The sequence below is a fragment of the Pseudomonas sp. microsymbiont 2 genome, from assembly GCF_054788395.1.
Window position 1 is genome coordinate 4,922,538 of sequence record NZ_CM139112.1, and the last position, 15,700, is coordinate 4,938,237.

Annotated in this window: 19 protein-coding genes, 1 pseudogene and 1 riboswitch; of the genes and pseudogenes, 10 read left to right on the forward strand and 10 right to left on the reverse strand. The window is 64.0% G+C overall.

Going from position 1 to position 15,700, the window contains the following annotated elements:
• Positions 1-117 precede the first annotated feature (117 nt).
• The 3 genes from ACYUME_RS22180 (at position 118) to ACYUME_RS22190 (ending at position 2,968) form a co-directional block, all read left to right on the forward strand.
• Complete coding sequence (locus tag ACYUME_RS22180; protein WP_460416896.1) at positions 118-1,083, forward strand: 2-hydroxyacid dehydrogenase; 966 nt, start codon at positions 118-120, stop codon at positions 1,081-1,083.
• Between the two features lie 51 nt (positions 1,084-1,134).
• Positions 1,135-2,130: a methyltransferase gene (locus ACYUME_RS22185; RefSeq protein WP_460416898.1), complete on the forward strand. Its 996-nt coding sequence runs from the start codon at positions 1,135-1,137 to the stop codon at positions 2,128-2,130.
• 41 nt (positions 2,131-2,171) lie between these two features.
• A riboswitch (yybP-ykoY riboswitch) is annotated at positions 2,172-2,293 on the forward strand.
• A 90-nt stretch (positions 2,294-2,383) separates the two neighbouring features.
• Complete coding sequence (locus ACYUME_RS22190) at positions 2,384-2,968, forward strand: TMEM165/GDT1 family protein (RefSeq protein ID WP_279883470.1); 585 nt, start codon at positions 2,384-2,386, stop codon at positions 2,966-2,968.
• Between the two features lie 75 nt (positions 2,969-3,043).
• Here the strand turns inward: ACYUME_RS22190 and ACYUME_RS22195 are convergent, their stop codons facing one another.
• On the reverse strand, positions 3,044-3,859 hold the full coding sequence (locus ACYUME_RS22195) for a M48 family metallopeptidase (RefSeq protein WP_279883411.1): 816 nt from the start codon (positions 3,857-3,859) through the stop codon (positions 3,044-3,046).
• A 1,331-nt stretch (positions 3,860-5,190) separates the two neighbouring features.
• Between ACYUME_RS22195 and ACYUME_RS22200 the strand changes: the two are divergent.
• Both ACYUME_RS22200 and ACYUME_RS22205 read left to right on the forward strand, forming a co-directional pair.
• A pseudogene (locus ACYUME_RS22200) lies at positions 5,191-5,250 on the forward strand (hypothetical protein); the annotation flags it as partial.
• Positions 5,251-5,448: 198 nt separating this feature from the next.
• Positions 5,449-6,153, forward strand: a complete 705-nt coding sequence (locus ACYUME_RS22205) for a methyl-accepting chemotaxis protein (protein ID WP_460419427.1) — start codon at positions 5,449-5,451, stop codon at positions 6,151-6,153.
• Positions 6,154-6,315: 162 nt separating this feature from the next.
• Here ACYUME_RS22205 and ACYUME_RS22210 read toward each other — a convergent pair whose 3' ends face one another.
• Genes ACYUME_RS22210 through ACYUME_RS22220 form a run of 3 tightly spaced genes read right to left on the reverse strand, consistent with a single transcriptional unit; the run spans position 6,316 to position 7,394 of the window.
• Entirely contained in the window at positions 6,316-6,936 is a 621-nt protein-coding gene (locus ACYUME_RS22210) for an SOS response-associated peptidase (protein ID WP_279883416.1), read from the reverse strand.
• A gap of 15 nt (positions 6,937-6,951) precedes the next feature.
• A complete protein-coding gene (locus ACYUME_RS22215) occupies positions 6,952-7,212 on the reverse strand; it encodes a putative signal transducing protein (RefSeq protein ID WP_279883419.1) in 261 nt (86 codons plus the stop codon).
• Entirely contained in the window at positions 7,212-7,394 is a 183-nt protein-coding gene (locus ACYUME_RS22220; RefSeq protein ID WP_056795571.1) for a CPXCG motif-containing cysteine-rich protein, read from the reverse strand. Before ACYUME_RS22220 ends, ACYUME_RS22215 begins: the two co-directional genes overlap by 1 nt.
• A 125-nt stretch (positions 7,395-7,519) precedes the next feature.
• On the opposite strand from ACYUME_RS22220, the gene ACYUME_RS22225 reads away from it, so the two are divergent.
• Positions 7,520-8,686, forward strand: coding sequence for a 1-acyl-sn-glycerol-3-phosphate acyltransferase (locus tag ACYUME_RS22225; protein ID WP_460416900.1), 1,167 nt, complete (start codon positions 7,520-7,522; stop codon positions 8,684-8,686).
• 101 nt (positions 8,687-8,787) lie between these two features.
• Here the strand turns inward: ACYUME_RS22225 and ACYUME_RS22230 are convergent, their stop codons facing one another.
• Positions 8,788-9,048 (reverse strand): hypothetical protein, encoded by a 261-nt coding sequence (locus ACYUME_RS22230; RefSeq protein WP_460416902.1) that lies wholly within the window; start codon positions 9,046-9,048, stop codon positions 8,788-8,790.
• Between the two features lie 159 nt (positions 9,049-9,207).
• Between ACYUME_RS22230 and ACYUME_RS22235 the strand changes: the two genes are divergently transcribed.
• Complete coding sequence (locus ACYUME_RS22235) at positions 9,208-9,414, forward strand: hypothetical protein (RefSeq protein WP_279883431.1); 207 nt, start codon at positions 9,208-9,210, stop codon at positions 9,412-9,414.
• Positions 9,415-9,706: 292 nt separating this feature from the next.
• On the opposite strand, the gene ACYUME_RS22240 is transcribed toward ACYUME_RS22235, so the two are convergent.
• On the reverse strand, positions 9,707-10,291 hold the full coding sequence (locus tag ACYUME_RS22240) for a YajG family lipoprotein (protein ID WP_279807073.1): 585 nt from the start codon (positions 10,289-10,291) through the stop codon (positions 9,707-9,709).
• A 173-nt stretch (positions 10,292-10,464) separates the two neighbouring features.
• Here ACYUME_RS22240 and ACYUME_RS22245 point away from each other — a divergent pair, with 173 nt between their 5' ends.
• Positions 10,465-10,698, forward strand: coding sequence for a hypothetical protein (locus tag ACYUME_RS22245; protein WP_279883433.1), 234 nt, complete (start codon positions 10,465-10,467; stop codon positions 10,696-10,698).
• A 605-nt stretch (positions 10,699-11,303) separates the two neighbouring features.
• The gene (mqo, locus tag ACYUME_RS22250; protein WP_279883437.1) at positions 11,304-12,809 is read left to right on the forward strand and encodes a malate dehydrogenase (quinone); all 1,506 of its coding nucleotides are present in this window, start codon (positions 11,304-11,306) and stop codon (positions 12,807-12,809) included.
• A gap of 157 nt (positions 12,810-12,966) precedes the next feature.
• Here the strand turns inward: mqo and ACYUME_RS22255 are convergent, their stop codons facing one another.
• The 4 genes from ACYUME_RS22255 to ACYUME_RS22270 form a co-directional block, all read right to left on the reverse strand.
• Entirely contained in the window at positions 12,967-13,257 is a 291-nt protein-coding gene (locus ACYUME_RS22255; RefSeq protein WP_460416905.1) for a PA4642 family protein, read from the reverse strand.
• 71 nt (positions 13,258-13,328) lie between these two features.
• Positions 13,329-13,799, reverse strand: a complete 471-nt coding sequence (locus tag ACYUME_RS22260; protein WP_279883442.1) for a hypothetical protein — start codon at positions 13,797-13,799, stop codon at positions 13,329-13,331.
• Positions 13,800-13,860: 61 nt separating this feature from the next.
• Positions 13,861-14,334, reverse strand: a complete 474-nt coding sequence (locus ACYUME_RS22265; protein WP_460416907.1) for a WbuC family cupin fold metalloprotein — start codon at positions 14,332-14,334, stop codon at positions 13,861-13,863.
• 2 nt (positions 14,335-14,336) lie between these two features.
• Positions 14,337-14,894 (reverse strand): hypoxanthine-guanine phosphoribosyltransferase, encoded by a 558-nt coding sequence (locus ACYUME_RS22270; RefSeq protein WP_279883447.1) that lies wholly within the window; start codon positions 14,892-14,894, stop codon positions 14,337-14,339.
• A gap of 165 nt (positions 14,895-15,059) precedes the next feature.
• Between ACYUME_RS22270 and upp the strand changes: the two genes are divergently transcribed.
• Entirely contained in the window at positions 15,060-15,698 is a 639-nt protein-coding gene (gene upp / locus ACYUME_RS22275; protein WP_279883450.1) for a uracil phosphoribosyltransferase, read from the forward strand.
• Positions 15,699-15,700: the final 2 nt, after the last annotated feature.

A 15,700-nucleotide genomic window follows, 5' to 3' on the forward strand; every position in this document is an offset into this window, starting at 1 on the left:
TGGGAACGGGCTTATCCGCGAATGCGCAATGGGCTCGCCTGCGTATTCGCGGGTAAACCCGCTCCCACAGCCTCGAACCAACGCCAAGAATGTATCCAGCCCTGCACCGGAGCCTCCATGCCCAGCCCACGTCGCGCCGTGTTTCTCGATCACCAGTCACTGGACCTGGGTGACCTCGACCTTTCGCCACTGCATGCCCAGTTCGATGACCTGCAACTGCACGCCGCCACAACTGCGGACCAGGTCGCCGAACGTCTGCAAGGCGCCACGGCGGTGATCAGCAACAAAGTGATGCTCGACGCCGCCACGCTGGCCGCCAACCCACAGCTCGAGCTGATCCTGGTCGCCGCCACCGGCACCAACAATGTCGACCTGGCCGCCGCCCGCGTCCAAGGCATCACCGTATGCAACTGCCAGGGCTACGGCACGCCATCGGTGGCCCAGCACACCCTGGCCCTGCTGCTGGCCCTGGCCACGCGCCTGTGCGACTACGACCAGGCGGTGAAGGCCGGGCAGTGGGCCAAGGCCAGCCAGTTCTGCCTGCTGGACTTTCCCATCGTCGAGCTGGAGGGCAAGACCCTCGGCCTGCTCGGCCATGGCGAGCTGGGCGGCGCGGTGGCGCACCTGGCCGAAGCCTTCGGCATGCGCGTGCTGAGCGGGCAGATCCCCGGGCGCCCGCCCCGCGCCGATCGCCTGCCGCTGGACGAACTGCTACCGCAGGTCGATGCCCTGACCCTGCACTGCCCGCTCAACGAGCAGACCCGGCACATGATCGGCGCCCGCGAGCTGGCCTTGCTCAAGCCTCATGCGCTGGTGGTCAACACCGCCCGCGGCGGACTAATCGACGAGCAGGCCCTGGTCGATGCCCTGCGGGGTGGCCACCTGGGCGGCGCCGCCACCGATGTCTTGAGCGTCGAGCCGCCGGTCGACGGCAATCCATTGCTGGCGACGGACATCCCGCGTCTGATCATCACCCCGCACAGCGCCTGGGGCGCGGTGGAGTCGCGCCAGCGCATCGTCGGCCAGCTGGCCGAGAACGCCCAGGCCTACTTCGCTGGCCAGCCTCGGCGAGTGGTCGGCTGATCCACCGACGCCTCTGGTACACTGCGCCACTTTTTTCAGGAGGCGTCGTCCATGGACCCGCGCAGTGAAGTATTGCTCCGCCAGGCGGACCTGTTCCAGGGCCCGCTGCTGATCGCCGGGGTCCAGGCCGATGGCCTGCTCGGCCAGTTGCCTGGCGCCCATGGCTGGACCTGGCACGCGGGTGACCAGGCGTTGCTCGCAGGCCGCTTCGACGGGCGCAGCCACTATGGGGTCGAGGTGCCGGAGGTGGCCTTCGACGCCGCCGTGCTGTTCCTGCCCAAGTCCCGCGAGCTGGCGGCCTACCTGCTCAACGCCCTGGCCTCGCGCCTGGCCGGGCGCATCTTGTACCTGGTAGGGGAGAAGCGCGGCGGCATCGAAGGCGCGGCCAAGCAATTGCAGGCCTTCGGCAAACCGCGCAAGCTCGACAGCGCCAGACACTGCCAGCTCTGGCAGGTGACCATCGACAACGCCCCCGAGGCCAAACAACTGGAAAGCCTGGCCGAACGCTTCGAACTGCCACTGGCCGATGGCCCGCTGCACGTGGTCAGCCTGCCGGGGGTGTTCAGCCATGGGCGTCTGGACAAGGGCAGCGCGCTGCTGCTGGAACACCTCGACGGACTGCCCGCCGGCCATGTCCTGGACTTCGGCTGCGGCGCTGGCGTGCTCGGCGCGACGATCAAGCGTCGTTATCCGCAGAGCCGGATCACCCTGCTCGATGTCGATGCCTTCGCGGTCGCGGCCAGTCGCATGACCCTGGCCGCCAATAGCCTGGAAGGCGAAGTGATCAGCGGTGACGGCATCGATGCCGCGCCCACCGGCCTGGACCTGATCCTGAGCAATCCACCGTTCCACACCGGGGTGCATACCGATTACCAGGCATCGGAAAACCTGTTGAAAAAATCAGGCGAACATCTGCGAAAAGGCGGGGAAATACGCCTGGTCGCCAACAGCTTCCTGCGCTACCAACCGCTGATCGAAGGCGCCTTGGGCAATTGTGAAATCCGTGCCGAAGCACATGGCTTTCGGATCTACCGTGCAACACGCTGATAAAAACAGAGCTTGCCGAAAGCGATCGCACTAGGCAGAATCCGCTCCGTCCTAGGGGAGTAGTCTCCCGCGAGCGCCCTGCTCGCCCGGTACGCGTCAACACACTTGGCCCACAGGCCATGGCGCGTGCGACCCACGATCTGCGCAGACAGATCCAGGGTTTGACAAGACCTATGACACGCACACCTTACCCGGGGCGGGAAGGTTGTACGTGTCATAGCCGTGTCGACCCGCCCCCGTAGGAATCCTGATGCTGGAATCGTTGCTCGTCCCCACAGCCATCGTTGCGCTCGCCGAAATCGGCGACAAGACGCAATTGCTCGCGCTCATTCTCGCCGCCCGCTTTCGCAAACCCTGGCCGATCATCGCCGGGATCATCGCCGCGACCCTGGCCAACCACGCAGCCGCGGGTGCCGTGGGCGCCTGGGTCAGCGGTTTCTTCAGCGAGTCGGTGCTGCACTGGATCCTCGCCGCGAGCTTCGCCGCCACCGCGCTGTGGACCCTGATACCGGACAAGATGGACGATGACGAAACCAGCAACGCGCGGCGCTTCGGGCCGTTCGTCACCACGCTGATCGCCTTCTTCCTCGCCGAGATCGGCGACAAGACCCAGGTGGCCACGGTGATGCTGGCCGCTCAGTATCCACACCTGATCATGGTCATCCTCGGCACCACCGTGGGCATGCTGATCGCCAACGTGCCGGTGGTTCTGGCGGGCAACTTCGCGGCAGAGAAACTGCCGCTGACGCTGATCCGTCGCCTGGCGGCGACCGCGTTCTTCGTGCTGGCGATCGTCGCGGTGTATTCGGCGATGAAGACCAGTGGCTGGATTGGGTAAGACAGCTGCAAGCTGCAAGCAAAAGTGTATCGGCTTCCTCTTGAAGCTTGCAGCTTGAAGCTTGAAGCTATTTTTTTACTGCTTGGCCGCCTGATACAGCGGCATCACCTTCGGAATCGCCGCCTGCAACGAGGCGATCCGGCTGCTCGAAGCCGGGTGGGTGCTCATGAACTCGGGTGGCGCGCCTTCCGACGCCTTGCTCATCTTGTTCCACAAGGTGATCGCGGCATTCGGGTCATAGCCGGCGCGGGCCGAGAGCTCCAGGCCGATCAGGTCGGCCTCGTTCTCGTTGGACCGGCTGTTGGGCAAGGTCATGGCGTAGTTCACCACGGTATCGGCCATGGCCATGCTGTCCTGGCCCAGGCCGAAGATCGCCCCGGCGCCCTGGCGGGCCATTTCCACACCGTAGGCCTTGGACATCGCTTCGCGGCTGTGTTCACGCAGGGCGTGGGCGATCTCGTGCCCCACCACCGCGGCGATCTCGGCATCGGTCAGCTTCAGCTGGTCGATCAAACCGGTGTAGACGATGATCTTGCCGCCCGGGCCGCAGTTGGCGTTGAGCTCATCGCTCTTGATCACATTGACTTCCCAGTTCCACTGCGCGGCATCCGGCCGAAACTGTGGCGCCTGGGCGATCAGGCGCTTGGCGATGGCCTGCACGCGCTTGGCATCGTTGCTGCTTTTGTCCAGCACGCCCTTGCTCGAGGCTTCGCCAAGTGTCTGCTGGTATGACTGCGCGTACATCTGGTTGACCTGGTCGGTCGAGAGCATGCTGAACATGTACTGCTTGCGCTCGACGCCCACGGCGCCACCGCTGGTGGTATTGACCGCCTGGCAACCGCCCAGCAGGACGCTGGCACCGAGCAGGCCGACGACGAATGACTTACGCATGAAAACACTCCCTTTTTACATGCCGCGTATCCTAGGCCCAGACGTCCGCCTGGGCCAGAGCCGCAGGGAAGATTTCTCGCACGGTCCTCATGCTTTGGTATTAGCCCGCCGATAACACCCGGTAACAACCTGCTTGCGCGCGGAGCCTTGCCATGAAATTCAAGTCGATCCAGTTTTCCGTGGCCGCCTTGGCCGGAGCCATCGTACTGAGCATTGTCGCGGCCCTGGTGCTGTATGCCGTGTATGCCGGGCAGCGGACCCAGTCGCTGGTGCAAACGCGCACCCAGCAACAGTTCGAGACGGTCATCGAGCAGCGCCTCACGGCCCTGGCGCGCACCCAGGTAAGCGAGATCCAGCGCGGCCTGGAGGCGCCCCTGTCGATCGCCCGCAGCCTCGCCACCGCCAATGCGATGATCGGCATGCAGGGTGCCGACGGCCAGCCACTGATGCGCGTCGACCGCGAACACCTGATCAACCAGCTCAAACGTACCGTCGAGGTCAACCCGAGCGTGCTCGGCGCCTACCTTGGCTGGGAGCCGAACGCGCTCGACCATGCCGACAGCCGCTATGTCGGCAGCCAACTGGTCGGCATCGACAGCGCCAGCGGCCGCTTCCTGCCCTGGTGGTTCCGCAACGGCGACGGCAGCCTCGGCCAGGACAAGCTGGCCGATGTCGACGACCGCACCGTGCTGGCCACAGGCGTGCGCGCCAGCGAGTACTACCTGTGCCCGAAGGAGTCGAAGAAGGCCTGCGTGATCGACCCGGCCCCCTACAAGGTAGGCGACAAGATGGTCATGCTCGCCTCGTTCGTCGAACCGATCATGATCGACGGCCAGTTCCAGGGCATGGCTGGGGCCGACCTGTCGGTCAACTTCATCCAGGACCTGCTCAATGCCGCCGACCGCCAGCTGTACGATGGCGCCGGCGAACTGGCGCTGGTGTCGAGCAACGGCCGCCTGGTGGCCTACACCCGTGACCCGGCGAAGTTCGGCGAGAAGGCCAGCGATGTGCTGGACAGCGACGAAGCCAGCACCCTCGCGAGCCTGAGCGGCGAGGCCCTGCAGTATCAGGTGGACGCCGGCAAGGACCGCATCGAGCTGTACCTGCCGTTCAAGATCGCCAGCACCGACGCACGCTGGACGCTGCTGCTCGAACTGCCCCTGAGCACCGTGATGGCCGACGCCAACCAGTTGCAAAAAGACCTGGCCGAACAGCGTCGTACCGACATCACCGGCATGACCATCGTCGGCCTGGGCATCGCGGCGCTCGGCCTGCTGGTGATCTGGCTGCTGGCCCATGGCATCGCCCGTCCGCTGCGGCAGATGGTGGCCATGCTCGACGATATCGCCCAGGGCGAAGGCGACCTGACCCGCCGCCTGCAAAGCGATCGGGCCGACGAACTGGGCGCCATCGCCAAGGGCTTCAACACCTTCCTGGCCAAACTGCAGGCGATGATCAGCCAGGTGGTGAGCTCGGTGCAGAAGGTCAGCGACTCGTCGGAACATACCGCCGATATCGCCATCCGCACCAACCAGGGCGTGCACAAGCAGATGGCCGAGATCGACCAGGTGGCCACCGCCGTGCATGAAATGACCGCCACCGCACAGGACGTGGCACGCAATGCGACGCAGGCGGCCCAGGCCGCCAGCGATGCCGACCGGGCGGCGAACCAGGGGCTGGGCATCGTGCGCGACACGTCCCACGCCATCGGCGCCCTGGCCACCGAGATCAGCCGCGCGGTGACCGTGGTCCAGGACCTGGCGCGCGACAGCGAGAACATCAACGCCATCCTGGTGACCATCCGCGCCATCGCCGAGCAGACCAACCTGCTGGCGCTCAACGCGGCCATCGAGGCGGCCCGCGCCGGCGAGCAGGGCCGTGGCTTCGCCGTGGTCGCCGACGAGGTGCGCAACCTGGCGCAGAAGACCCAGCAGGCCACCGAAGAGATCCAGCAGATGATCCAGCAGTTGCAGCAGGGCACCCGCGAAGTGGTCAAGGTGATGGAGGACAGCCAGGGCAAGACCGACGACAGCGTGCAGCAGGCCAGCCGCGCCGCGCAGGCGCTGGAGAGCATCACCCAGGCGGTGTCGGTGATCAACGACATGAACACCCAGATCGCCAGCGCCGCCGAGGAGCAGAGCGCCGTGGCCGAGGACATCAACCGCAACGTGATCAACATCGGCCAGGTGGCCGGCGAAGTGGCCGGTGGCGCCGACGAGTCGAGCCAGGCCAGCGCCGAGCTGACCAAGCTGGCGGAACAGCAACGGCGGTTGATCAATCAGTTCAGGGTGTAGCTCAGGTCGCGCACCTGTAGGAGCGGCCTTGCGTCGCGAAAGGGCTGCGCAGCAGCCCCAGCAATTTCGATGATGGCTCGGAATCTGGGGCCGCTACGCGCCCCGTTCCGACCGGTCCGACGCCTCGGCAAGGCCGCTCCTACACGGAGTACCGTACGCCACCTACGCCGGTGTCAGGCACTCCGGCCCATTGAGCTTCGGATCGTTGACGAAAAACGCCAGTGCTCGCTCACGCAATGCCGTCGCTGGCTTGGCCAACAATTCGTGCAGCCTCGCCATCGGTGTCTCGGGATCCAGCCACAGCGCCTGCTCGGCCTCATCCAGAATCAGTGGCCGGCGCTGGTTCATCGCCGCCTGGGTCACCACCGCGCAGCTCAGCCACTGCTGTTCTTGCACCGGGTAGACTTCCCACAGCGCGGCGAAGAACAGCGAGGCCCCCTCCCCCGGCGTCACCCAGTACGGTCGCTTGCGCGCGGTGCCGCGCCACTCGTAGAACCCGTTGGCCGGCATCAGGCAGCGCCGCTTGCGCAACGGTTCGCGAAACATGGGTTGCTCGGCCAGGGTCTCGGCACGCGCCTGGGCCGGGGTACGGGACAGGTCGGTAAGCCACGCCGGGGTGAGCCCCCAGCGCGCGCTGGCCAGTTGCAGCTGGCCATCGAGCTGGCGCTGGATCAACACCGAGGCCCCGGGGGAGATGTTCCATTGGGCCTGCTGGCCCGAGGGGAAGCCCGGCAAGCCGGCAAAGGCCTGGGACCAGCGAAACAGGGCATAGCGTCCACACATGGGCGAATTCAAAACCTAGCAGATCAGGGTTCCCGGATAACTCTCCGGTTCGTCGCCGGCAAGTGGCTGGGCGGCATTGTACGCATCGATCAGCTGCCGTGCGTACTCGGCCTGTTCATCCGCCACCGCCAGGCCCAGCAACCCCTGGGTCGGCAACTCGCCCATCGCCCCCATCAGGTCGCGCCCGACCAGATGCACCTCGATGCCTTCGCTGGTCAGCATGCCTACCAGCATCTGGGCCTCCAGCAGGCTTTCCGGGTCGTAGATTCGCTGCATCAGTCATTCTCACCGTATACGTCCAGCATCCATTCCTCGCCATGTACCTGCAGCACAAAACGGATAGGCTTGCAGCACACCTGGCAGTCCTCGATGTACTCCTGATCGCCTGCGGACAGGTCCACGGTGGTTTCGACTTCCTCACCACAATAGGGGCAATCGTAGATCGCAGTCTCCAGCATCGCGGCCTCCCGAGTGACTTGTGCGTATAATTGCCGGTCTGTTTACGGGGCCTGTGTGTGTTCGAGCCGTTTTTCGGACCCCGTCCCTACCTTATTACCCTAGCCGTTTCCAACAAGAGAGCATGATGGGCGAATTCGATGCCATCCGACCGTACGACGACGCTGAGGTCCCTGCCGTTCTGGCACGCCTGCTCAGCGACCCGGCATTCCTCGATATCCTCACCCACTTCCGTTTCCCCCGCGCGGCGGGCGCCTTCGGCTGGCTGCTCAAACCGCTGATCGCCCGGCGCCTGCGCAAGGAGTTCGCCGGCGTGAGCTGCGTGTCCACGCTGCAGGACAAGGTCGAGTACTATGTCGACCGCACCATCGACCGTGCCACCGACGGCGTCACCTACACCGGCGTCGAGCAGCTCAAGTCCGGCACTGCCTATCTGTTCCTGGCCAACCACCGCGACATCGTGATGGACCCGGCCTTCGTCAACTATGCGGTGTACCACGCCGGCCTGCCGACGCCGCGCATCGCCATTGGCGACAACCTGCTGCAGAAGCCGTTCGTCAGCGACATGATGCGCCTGAACAAAAGCTTCATCGTGCATCGCTCGATCAGCGGACGCCGCGAAAAGCTGGCGGCCTATCAGCTGCTCTCGGCGTACATCAACCACTCGATCCGCAACGATTGCGTGTCGATCTGGATTGCCCAGGCCGAGGGCCGCGCCAAGGACGGTGACGACCGCACCGACTCGGCGATCCTCAAGATGTTCCACATGAGCCGCAAGGACGAACCGTTCGGCGCGGTGATCCAGGGCCTCAACCTGATCCCGGTGTCGATCAGCTACGAATACGATCCTTGCGACCAGGCCAAGGCCCGCGAGCTGTACATCCGCGCCACCACCGGCAGCTACAAGAAGGCGCCGGGCGAGGACGACAACAGCATCGCCCAGGGCATCACTGGCTACAAAGGGCGGGTACACATCAACTTCGCCCCCCCGGTGACCGAGTACCACGAGGACACCAAACAGCTGGCGCAGGCGATCGACCGACAGATCCTCGGCGGTTACCGGTTGTTCCCGGTGCATTACCTGGCCTATGCGATGTGGGCGGAAAAAGAGACCGAGCTGGAGGTGCCAAGCGCCGAGACGCTGTTCCCGGCCGATGAGCTGGCCAAGGCCAAGCAGGAGTGGCAGCGCCGGCTGGACGCCTGCCCGGTGGAGCATCAGCCGTATCTGGTGCAGCAGTATGCGACGCCTGTGCGCAACCAGTACCAGGTGAAGCGTCAGCCGGCATCGGCCTGACAATACGACTCATGGGAGCGGGCTTGCCCCGCGATGATGTCAGACCAAGCAATGATGTTGTCTGGTCTGATGCCTTCGCGGGGCAAGCCCGCTCCCACGAATCAGATCCAGGTACTGAACCAGGACAGCAGCAAGGCCATCGCCAGACAGCAGAAGCCAAGAATGTAGTAGTAGCGCGGCATCCGCTGTTCGAGCCCATCCACCACGCCTTCATCCACAGCCAGGCGTTCCCGGCTCAGCGCCGCGCGCCGCCGTGCGCTTTGCAGCAGCAACCCGCCAGGACAGGTGATGAACAGGGCCAGCAGGTTGATCAGCTTGGCCGGATGGGCGGCCAGAAAGCCCCAGAGCACTTGCAACGACATTGCGCGACCTCGGTATCACGTGCAACAAAGGGCGGCATTCTACCCAAGGCCACAGGCCGAACCGCGACTTTGCGACCAACTGTCATTTAATTTCATCTGTCACACGCTCGTCATCCAGGCAGGCCACCCTGTCGGCCTTCAACCGAACCGGAGCTTGTCATGCTGCACGCCGAAAACCAGGACCGCCTGTATCTCGTCACCCAGAGCGAAGAGCAGCAGGCGCTGATCGACGGCTTCGCGATCAACGTCCAGGATCGTCAGTGGCTGGTCTACTGCGCGCTGGGCGGCCATGCCCACCACGACCTGCCGGAGGTCGACCCGCACACCGGGATCAGCCTGCTCGATTTCAACGTGCAGGCCGCCTGAATCGCATCGCCTTCTTCGCGGGCAAGCCCGCTCCCACGGCAATTGCGCAAGTGCGATCCCTGTGGAAGCGGCTTTAGGCTTTGTATGAAAAGTGCCTGCGCGACGATCATGCTGCGTTGAAAACAGGCTCGGAATGCTCATTTGCAACTAGCAAAGTCGAGCGCGACTCCGACCGTTCCTCGCCTGTTTTCGCCTTGCCTGATCGCCGCTCGGCGACTTTTCGTACAAACCCTAGGCAACAAAAAAACCCGCGACCTGGGCACAGGCGGCGGGTTTCTTCATTTCTGATGCCTTACTCGCCCAGCACCTGACCGATGGTCGGGTCCTTGAACAGGCGGGTCAGCGCATCGCTGAGCACATCACTCACCAGCTTGGTGTTGGTCTCCTGGTTCGGCGCCATGCCGAAACGCTGGTCGAGGGAGGCCCCGTAACGGCCGCTGTAGCGACGGTTGGCATTGGACACGTCGGCACGGAAGGTGGCGCCGATGGTCGCCTCGGTCACATACATCTTGTCCTTGGGCGACTGGTACTTGAGTTCGGCCAGGGTCACGGTCAGCTGCGGCGCATTGCCGGCATTGGGCGTCGGGGTGAAGCCGAGCAGGCGCACCGCCGCCTCGGCCTGGGCCTGCAGCTTCGGCACGATGTCGTTGCCGTTGACGGTGATGGTGCTGGTCTCGGGGTACATGCCACCGCGGGTGCCCAGCGATTGCGAGGCGCGTCCATCGACGACCCTGACCACCACGGGCTGACCGTGGCCGACCGGGGCGAGCTGCTGGGTGAGCTTGGGTTGCGGGCTGAGTTGCTGCGGGCTGTGGGCACAACCGGCCAGGCTCAGGCTGGCCACCGCGAACAAACCGACCAACAGACGTTGCAACATGCGCATTTCTCCAGAAAAAGCGGCAAAGGCCACAGTATACCTAGCGGCAAGCTGTAAGCGGCAAGCGGCAAGAAAAAGCAGCCCTGGTCACTTGCAAGCTGCGCCTTTGTCACAATCGTTTCATGCCCCTGCGGTTATCCTTACGCCAGCCCTCACGCACAGGACTCGCCACCATGGCCTCGCTCTGGACCCTGCTCTTCCACCGCCCGCGCCACAACACTTACGCCCGCCTTGACGACCACGGCATCTGTCTTGGCTTCAAGCAATGCGTACAGCAGCCCGCCGGGAGCGGCTGGGTGCAGGTCAGCGATGCGTACCTGGGCTGGCTCGGCCAGCCACTACCCGCCAGCGCCCGGGTTTGCGCCCGTGCAACGCGCCGTTGGCAACAGCGCATCCTGTCTGCCTGACAAACGCTGCAATAAAAACCAAGAAGAACGACCTTTCTGCCCGCGACCTCGTTATAATCTCCCCCCGATTATAAGGACGTCTCCTGATCGGGCCCCGCATTCGCCGCTTGACCCCGGCACCCTCGACGCTTCGCCCACAGAGAGCCTTCCACTCAGGTCTTGCATTGGCTGTCGTGCCTGCTGTTTCCGGCCTTCTGCTTCGCATGAACCTGCGGGTTGCCATCGCGCAGTCCACTTTTGAGGTTCACGACTCCAAAAGAGCGTGAAAAAACGGTTTTTCACAACTTCACGAGAGTGTGGCGAGCAAATGAACAGTCTGGCATGTGCAAGAGCGGCAGATGTGTCCCGAACAGCCCTGAACAGACGGCAAAAGCGTTCATCACTGATGAGCCTCTGAGGCCGGTCCATAACGCACGACGGACCACTTGACCATAAGTCGAATTGCCGCACCCGCGGCAAAGGGCGTTCAATAGCCGAACACCCAAGACTGATTGGCGGTGTCCGCGGAAGTTGCAAGAACTGCGAAGAGTCGGACATGGCGTTCCTGGCCATCCCAGGAATCCTGTGCTGTCAATTAGGTGCTGTAGATTGTGGAGACGCGTTAAATGGCGCAGAACGAATCGGTTGATGTAGTACTGGTAGGCGCGGGCATCATGAGTGCCACCCTGGCCGTACTGCTCAAGGAGCTCGACCCGTCGATCAAGCTGGAGGTCGTCGAGGCGATGGACTCCGGGGCCGCGGAGAGTTCCAACCCCTGGAACAACGCCGGTACCGGCCATGCCGGCCTGTGCGAGCTGAATTACACGCCGCAGGCCGCCGATGGCAGCATCGACATCAAGAAGGCTGTGCACATCAACACCCAGTTCGAGGTTTCGCGCCAGTTCTGGGCCTACCTGAGCAAGAAGGGCAGCTTCGGCTCGCCGCGCGCCTTCATCAATCCGGTGCCGCACCTGAGCTACGTCGAGGGTGACAAGGGCGTTTCCTTCCTCAAGAAGCGTTTCGAGATGCTCAAGCAGCACCACGCCTTCGCCGAGATGGAATACACCGAAGACAAAGCCGTGATGAAGGACTGGATGCCGCTGATGATGCCTGGCCGTCCGGCCGATCAGCACATCGCCGCCACCCGCGTGATGAAAGGCACCGACGTCAACTTCGGCGCGCTCACCAACAAGCTGCTCAAGCTGCTCGGCGATTCGCCGGACGCCCAGGTCAAGTACAGCAAGAAAGTCGTCGGCCTGCGCCGCAACGGCAGCGGCTGGACCGTGAGCATCAAGGACGTCAACAGCGGCGGCAGCCGTGAGGTCGACGCTCGCTTCGTATTCCTCGGCGCCGGTGGCGCCGCCTTGCCGCTGCTGCAGTTGTCCGGGATTCCGGAGAGCAAGGGCTTCGGTGGTTTCCCGGTCAGTGGCCAGTGGCTGCGTTGCGACAACCCGGAAATCGTCAAGCAGCACCAGGCCAAGGTCTACAGCCAGGCCGCGGTCGGCGCGCCACCGATGTCGGTTCCGCACCTCGACACCCGCGTGGTCGACGGCAAGAAGTCGCTGCTGTTCGGCCCTTACGCCGGCTTCACCACCAAGTTCCTCAAGCACGGCTCGCTCATGGACCTGCCACTGTCGGTGCGCATGGGCAACATCGGCCCGATGCTGGCCGTGGCCCGCGACAACATGGACCTGACCAAGTACCTGGTCAGCGAGGTGATGCAGTCGATGGAGCAGCGCCTGGAGTCGCTACGCCGCTTCTATCCGGAGGCCAAGGCCGAAGACTGGCGCCTGGAAGTGGCCGGCCAGCGCGTGCAGATCATCAAGAAGGATCCGAAGAAAGGCGGCATCCTGCAGTTCGGCACCGAGCTGGTCGCGGCCCAGGACGGCAGCCTGGCCGCCCTGCTGGGCGCCTCGCCAGGCGCGTCGGTCACCGTGTCGATCATGCTCGAACTGATCGAGCGCTGCTTCCCCGAGCAGGCCAAGGGCGCCTGGGCCGCCAAGCTCAAGGAGATCTTCCCGGCACGCGAAAAGGTCCTGGCCAACGATGCCGCGCTCTACCACAAGATCAGCGCCGACAACGACGTGGCGCTGGAACTGGTGGAAAGCAGCCCGGCCAAGCACTACGCCTGACCCGGCCGAAACGAAAAAACGCCCCTCGGGGCGTTTTTTTTGCCTGTCTCTTTGCCAGGCTGTACAGGCCTCTTCGCGGGTAAACCCGCTCCCACAGGTAGCGTGCACCTCCTGTGGGAGCGGGTTTACCCGCGAAGAGGCCAATGCAGGTTGTGGATCAGACGCGGGCGTTGTCGATGATCTCGATGTACTCCGGCGCATTGCGCTGGTCGGCGATCACTTCGGCGAAAGTCTTGCCGTGCTCGTCCTTGCCATCGAGGTCGTACCCCGCCTCGACGAAGAAGCCGACGAAACGCTCGAAATCATCGACCCGCAGGCCACGGTAGCCCTTGATCAGCTTGTGATGCGACGGCGAGGTCAGGCCATCGGCCGGCTCGAACTGCAGGAAGGCCTTGATGTACTCATCGCTGATCTCGTCACCAATCACTTGTTTCTTGTCTTTACGCATCGCCGACTCCAACTGGGCCATCACGGGCATTTTTCGAAGGCCGGCAGTTTACCCCCCGGCACCCGCGGGCCTCAACGCGTACGTACGGTGCCGGTGTGCAGGTCGGCCCAGACGTGGCCGTTGGCGTAGGTCAGGAACTGTACGTAGAGCGTTTCGTTGCGCAGCAGATCCATGATCACCCGGTAGTCGGCCACCGGGTAATTGAGGGTCAGGGTCCGGGTCTTCTCGTCATAGACCGGCTTCTTCAGGCTCTTGCCACCCTCGCCGTCGAAATTGACCAGCACCTGGCCGATGGTCGCGCCCTTGCTCAGCGGCTTGCCCTTCAGGCGCATCTGCAACGAGGACGTGATCGGTATGGGTTGCTGGTCGGACTGGCGCTGGGTAGCAACGACCACCGTGTAGTCGGTGACCTGCAGCAGTTGCTGAGTGCCTGGGGCTTCCTGGCGCAGGGAAAGGTCATCGGGCGGGAGGAACTGGCTGTGCAGCGGGGCGGCGGACAGTGGCAGGCTCACCGCCAGCAGCAGGGGGACGATCGCACGCATGTGAGGCTCCTAGGCATGAGCAGGCACTCTACGCACAGGGCTTGCCGCTGGGCAAGCGCGCTCAGTCGAACTGCGCGCGCATCCAGGCACGGTACTCGGCCACGCCCTCGTCGCCCTCGCGCGGCGCCCAATGCGCATGCTCGCCCTCGCCGAGCGCTCGATAAGGCCCGGCCTTGCACTCAAGCAGAATGCTGTCCGCCTCGAGCGCCACCAGCCCATGCCAGGTGCCGGGCGCCAGATCCACTCCCAGGCAGTCGCCACCCGCTTGCAGCACACGTTTGTCGATCAACTGGCCATGGTCATCGAAGATCAGCAGGCCAAGACGCCCCTTGAGCACGACCAGTACTTCAGCCTTGTCGGCACTCAGGTGGCGGTGCGGCGCAATGTAGGTATCCGGCTGCAAGCCCACCGCCAGGCGGTGGCAAGGCTCGGCCATGTCATGGAAGTTGTGGTGCTGACGCCGGCGCGGACTGTCGGCGGCTTGCTGCGCCAGCCCGTCGAACAGCGCCTGATCGAGGAACGCGGGCTGGCGCATGCTCACATCCCCTTGACGGCGAAGATGCCGTTGGCGTTGCGCCAGTAGCCCTTGTAGTCCATGCCGTAGCCAAAGATGTAGCGATCCACGCATGGCAGGCCGCTATAGGTGGCCTTCAGGCCTGGGCTGGCCTTGCGGTCATGATCCTTGTCGATCAGCACGGCGGTGTGCACCGCCCGGGCGCCAGCGTGCTTGCAGAACTCGATGATGGCGCTGAGGGTGTGGCCTTCGTCGAGGATGTCGTCGACGATCAGCACGTCACGGTCGATGAACGACACTTCCGGCTTGGCCTTCCAGAACAGCTCGCCGCCGCTGGTGGTGTTGCGGTAGCGGGTGGCGTGCAGGTACGAGGCTTCCAGCGGGAACTGCAGGTGGGTGAGCAGCTTGCCGGAGAAGATCAGGCCGCCGTTCATCACGCAGAAGACCACCGGGTTCTTGTCGTGCAGGTCCTGGCAGATCCGTTTGCCGACCTCGGCGATGGCGGCCTCGACCTCGGCTTCGTTGTACAGGCAATCAGCCTCGCGCATCACTTGACGGATATGCTCGAGATCGGCGGACATGGCGCTCTCCAGGGGGTGCGTTTTGGAAAAGCGGGCAAAGGTACGCATCCGCTCGTCCCAGATCAAGCCTTTATGGACTAACGTGCACAATGACTGCACGACATCAAGGACTGAATAGATTAATCTAGCGCGGTTTTTTTGCCCGCCTCCCGGAGCCCTCCCCCTATGCCTACTCGTGAGATCCGCCATCCGCTGATCCGCCACAAGCTCGGCCTGATGCGCCGTGCCGATATCAGCACCAAGAATTTTCGCGAACTCGCCCAGGAAGTCGGCGCGCTCCTGACCTACGAAGCCACCCAGGACCTGCCGCTCGAAACCTATGAGATCGACGGCTGGTGCGGCAAGGTCCAGGTCGAGAAGATCGCCGGCAAGAAGATCACCGTGGTACCGATCCTGCGTGCCGGCATCGGCATGCTCGACGGCGTGCTCAGCCTGGTGCCGGGCGCCAAGGTGAGTGCCGTGGGCGTCGCCCGCAACGAGGAAACCCTCGAGGCCCACACCTACCTCGAGAAACTCGCGCCGGACATCAACCAGCGCCTGGCCCTGATCATCGACCCGATGCTCGCCACCGGCGGCTCGATGGTCGCCACCATCGACCTGCTGAAAAAGGCTGGCTGCAAGGAAATCCGCGCCATGGTCCTGGTCGCGGCCCCCGAAGGCATCGACGTGGTGGAAAAAGCCCACCCGGACGTGCAGATCTATACCGCCTCGATCGACCAGCGCTTGAATGAACACGGCTACATCGTCCCCGGACTGGGCGATGCCGGCGACAAGATCTTCGGCACCAAGCAGAAGGACGCCTGATC